The sequence below is a fragment of the Chitinophaga sp. genome, from assembly GCF_036566945.1.
GTDB lineage: Bacteria > Bacteroidota > Bacteroidia > Chitinophagales > Chitinophagaceae > Chitinophaga.
In genome coordinates this window covers 1-3,817 of record NZ_DATCVJ010000708.1, presented here as the reverse complement: position 1 = coordinate 3,817, position 3,817 = coordinate 1, and the positions used below count along the sequence as shown (strand labels likewise).

At 44.1% G+C, this 3,817-nt stretch carries 3 protein-coding genes; 2 read left to right on the top strand and 1 reads right to left on the bottom strand.

Going from position 1 to position 3,817, the window contains the following annotated elements; translation table 11 throughout:
• Positions 1 to 656: 656 nt before the first annotated feature.
• A complete protein-coding gene (locus VIP81_RS21455; RefSeq protein WP_331966077.1) occupies positions 657 to 998 on the bottom strand; it encodes a HopJ type III effector protein in 342 nt (113 codons plus the stop codon).
• A gap of 189 nt (positions 999 to 1,187) precedes the next feature.
• Between VIP81_RS21455 and tam the strand changes: the two genes are divergently transcribed.
• Positions 1,188 to 1,976 (top strand): trans-aconitate 2-methyltransferase, encoded by a 789-nt coding sequence (gene tam, locus VIP81_RS21450; RefSeq protein WP_331966074.1) that lies wholly within the window; start codon positions 1,188 to 1,190, stop codon positions 1,974 to 1,976.
• Positions 1,977 to 2,182: 206 nt separating this feature from the next.
• The coding region (locus tag VIP81_RS21445) for a TraB/GumN family protein (protein ID WP_331966071.1) at positions 2,183 to 3,817 on the top strand (1,635 nt) is incomplete at its 3' end.

Sequence of the window (3,817 nt, the reverse complement as noted above, 5' to 3'; positions counted from 1 at the left end):
CAAATAAATAAGTTTGACTTTTTTTTCTCACATGCACAAAAAACGACTAAAATAAATAGTATAAGGATACTTAATTTTTTATAGATCATTTTTCTGATTTAAACTAATATCATACATGAAGTTATTGACGCGCCTACAGCGATACTAGAACCGGTTCCATAGAGCAGGAGTTTACAGATTTTGGTTTGCAAAAAATAGCTCATTTGAATAGACAGCAATCAGCGTTTACCATTTGTTTAACCGGATCTCTTCTTTCGCAGTACTGGCTACATCAAAACTACTGGAATAAAAATGTTGGCTGATTCATAGGTCAGGGATTAAAAGTGAATGAAAGTGTTTCTCCTAAAACTTTTTGGCTATAGAAAACTTATTGAAGGGTTGTATAACAGTTAACAATTCAAAATCAAATACCCAGTTAGTAATTACTACAAAGGAAATGAGTAAGTCTGGATAATTTATTACTACTTTAGTTGTATTTATATTAGTTGCCTTTTCGGCTTCGAAATCCCTTGCTACTACTTTATGGACATCGCTTTAGGGCGTTAATGATAGTTGGCATAATATAGAGTGGTTAGACTCCCGCATCTCTCCTTAAAAAGTCTAAAGAGGGTCTTTCAAATTGAAACACCCTCTTTAAGCTTTCCTTCCACGTTGAATTATTTCGCCACCAACGCAGTTCCTTCAAAAACAATCCCCGGCCATCCATGCACCATAAACTGCCTGATATTCTGATGATCTGTTCCTTCCGGTGTATTTAATACCGCCTGATAGTGTTCTGCGAATAAGAGCAGCGTATCTTCCTGGCTCAGGTTATTCAGTTGAGCGAATGCAAATACCTTTGCGCTTCCCTGATTTTGAGTAGCTTCATTCTGCGCCGTTCCATTTTTAAAGGCCGTAGGTTGATGTTGATAGTCCGTTTCTATAAATTCGATCACGGCTTTGAACGGGAGTGAATGATCTTTTAATTTTTCAATCAAAGTAGTGAGTTGTTCTTTCATTCTGCATATTATGTATTTGCCATCAATATGAGGTGGAGCTACAAGATTAGTCCCCTTCATTTACCGGCTCAAAAATAGAAATTTAATCTTGTTTATTTTTTAGGTAAGCATAGCGATTTGTTATTAACAAATCGCTATGCTTACCTGTTTAAATATTGAATATTATTGTAGATAGAAAATTGATGCAACATGTCTGATCAACATACAACTGACAGCTGGTCTGCCAAACAATACTCAAAGTTTGAAAAGGAGCGGAACCGTCCTATCATAGATTTACTGGCGCATATACCTGCTACATCTGTGAAAACAGCCGTGGATATAGGGTGTGGACCAGGTAATTCAACGGAATTGCTTCGTGCCCATTTTCCTGCCGCTATTGTTTCCGGGATGGATAGTTCTGAGGACATGATAATGGCAGCGCGTAAACGAATGCCCGATGTATCCTTTGAGGTAGCGGATATTTCCACCTGGCAAGGAGATGGAAAGTATGACGTGATTCTGGCGAATGCGGCATTGCAGTGGGTGCCAGATCATAAAACACTTTTTCCATCGCTGATCAACCAACTTAATCGGGGCGGTAGTTTGGCCGTTCAGATGCCTGATAATTTTGAAGAGCCCGCACAAAAGCTCATGCGGGCAACGGCTGCGGAAGGCCCCTGGGCGGCAAAGCTGAAAGATGCCGCGAAGCGGGTGGCACGTGAAGGGGCCGGTTGGTATTATGATCATTTGCGTAGTCAGGTGAGCACATTAGATATATGGCGTACTATTTATTATCATCCCCTTGCCGGTGGCGCGGCGGCTATTGTAGAATGGTTTAAAGGCACCGGCCTTCGCCCGTTTCTGGATCCCCTGGGAGAGGAGGAGAAAGCAGCATTTCTGGCCGCATACACGGCGAAAATAGCAAAGGCTTATCCGGTATATGATAATGGTAGTGCGTTGTTGCCTTTTCCCAGGTTGTTTATAATAGCAACCCGATAATATGAAAACAACCGGCATTTAAATACAACTGGATAAGTTTTAAATACATGCCTTCACCCGCCTATGTTTGCCGCCAATGATGAAGTCCGGCTACTTCAGCAGGAAGCCGCCGGGGATGATAGAACATGCCGGGACTTTATTATTTTTGCCGGATGTTTTATTCCTATATCTGTCGACGGCAGCCATTTGCCGGACGTTTTACCCGCATGATAGTTGCCCTGCTGTTATTTTTATTGCTGCCAACAGCTGTTTTACACGCCCAAAACGACAACCGGTCGCATTACCAGTTGCTCTGGCGTATTGAGGGGCCTGGACTGTCTTCTCCTTCTTATTTATTTGGTACCATGCACCTGACGGATAGCCGGGTGTTTGAGTTCAGTGACTCTGTACTTACGGCGTTGCGGAGTGCTTCCTCTTTTGCGATGGAAGTGGATATGGATTCGATGATGTCTTATATGCTGTCGCCCGGAGGCCCCTTGCTGGATACGGTGAATCATATGCGCCGTTTGCTGACGGCGGAGGAATACCGGTATGTAGACAGTCTCGTACTACAGAAAACCGGTGGTTCTATCGCGCAGCTGAGTCTGAAACGTTTGTGGTTTATAGAAAAGTTGTTGCTCGACGAAGAGAAAGCACTGAAGAAAAGTACCGATCCTGATCAAAAAGAGGGAGATATATTTTTGGATGGCTGGTTGCACCAGAAAGCATCCGGACTCGGTAAGCCAGTACATAGCCTGGAGAAAATGCAGAATCAGCTGCATATTATGAGTGCCGATGTATCGGAAGTACAGAAGGAGGTATTCCTGTGGAACCTTGGCTATCACGATGCAGGCAGCGGTGATGCCGAAGAAAAAACAGACCGTTTCAATATGCGGGTGTCGATGCTGGATTCACTCGTGAACCTGTATTATATGGCCGATCTGCAAAAGATATCAACCCTGGTGAGTAATTGGGATGATCCTGAGGATGGCCCCGGGCTGGAGTTCCGCAATCGCGAAATGACAGACAACCTGGGCTTGCTGATGCCGAAAGGCAGTGTTTTTGCTGCCGTTGGCGTGGCTCATTTACCTGGTCAAAAGGGTATTCTGTCATTGCTTCGTGCAAAAGGATATACGGTGACAGCTGTAAACGCCACATTTACTGGTGTGGCAAAACGTGAGCGGCATCGGTTGGATAGCCTGAAAGGATATTTGCTGAACAGGATAGCAGATGGTTACAGCGTTGCACTTCCCGGAACTCCCATTGCTTATCCGGTACCTAACAGTAACCGGAAAATGTACTTAGGTAATAACGGTGTTGAAACCGGTTTTGCTTTTTCCGTCGACATTGCACAGCTGGGAACCAATAAGCAGGAGTTGGTGAATATGATGATCAACAACATGGCGAAGCAAGGAAATGCCGAACTGAAAAAATCCTACCCTATCATTTACCGCGACATACCCGGTACAGAGGCCGTGTTGCTGCAGGAAAACCTACCGTTCTACATACGGTTGTTCATCCAAAACAACAGAGCGTATGTATTCATGCACAGTGCGCCGGAGAAAGACAGCAGTTTGAGAAAAGACTTTTTCAGGTCGATACGCTTTTATGATATTGCGCGGTCTGTGACGACGTATGATACAATATATCGCCCCCAGTTGGGATTTTCCGCGGTATTGCTTTCTGAAGCCAGCTATATAAAGACCGAAAACAAGAAAGAGGTACGTCCGGAAGAAGCCTGGTCGGGACTGGATGACGCTAATAGCATCTCTTACGTGTTGCGGGTGGAGAAGATGCAAAGAGGGTATTACAACACCGATGATAAAAAAATGCTGGATGACCTCCGGAACTTGTTACTCCGG

Coding starts and splice junctions, on each gene's coding strand:
- VIP81_RS21455 (WP_331966077.1), bottom strand. CDS start 998: ATGAAAGAACAACTCACTACTTTGATTGAAAAATTAAAAGATCATTCA.
- tam (WP_331966074.1), top strand. CDS start 1,188: ATGTCTGATCAACATACAACTGACAGCTGGTCTGCCAAACAATACTCA.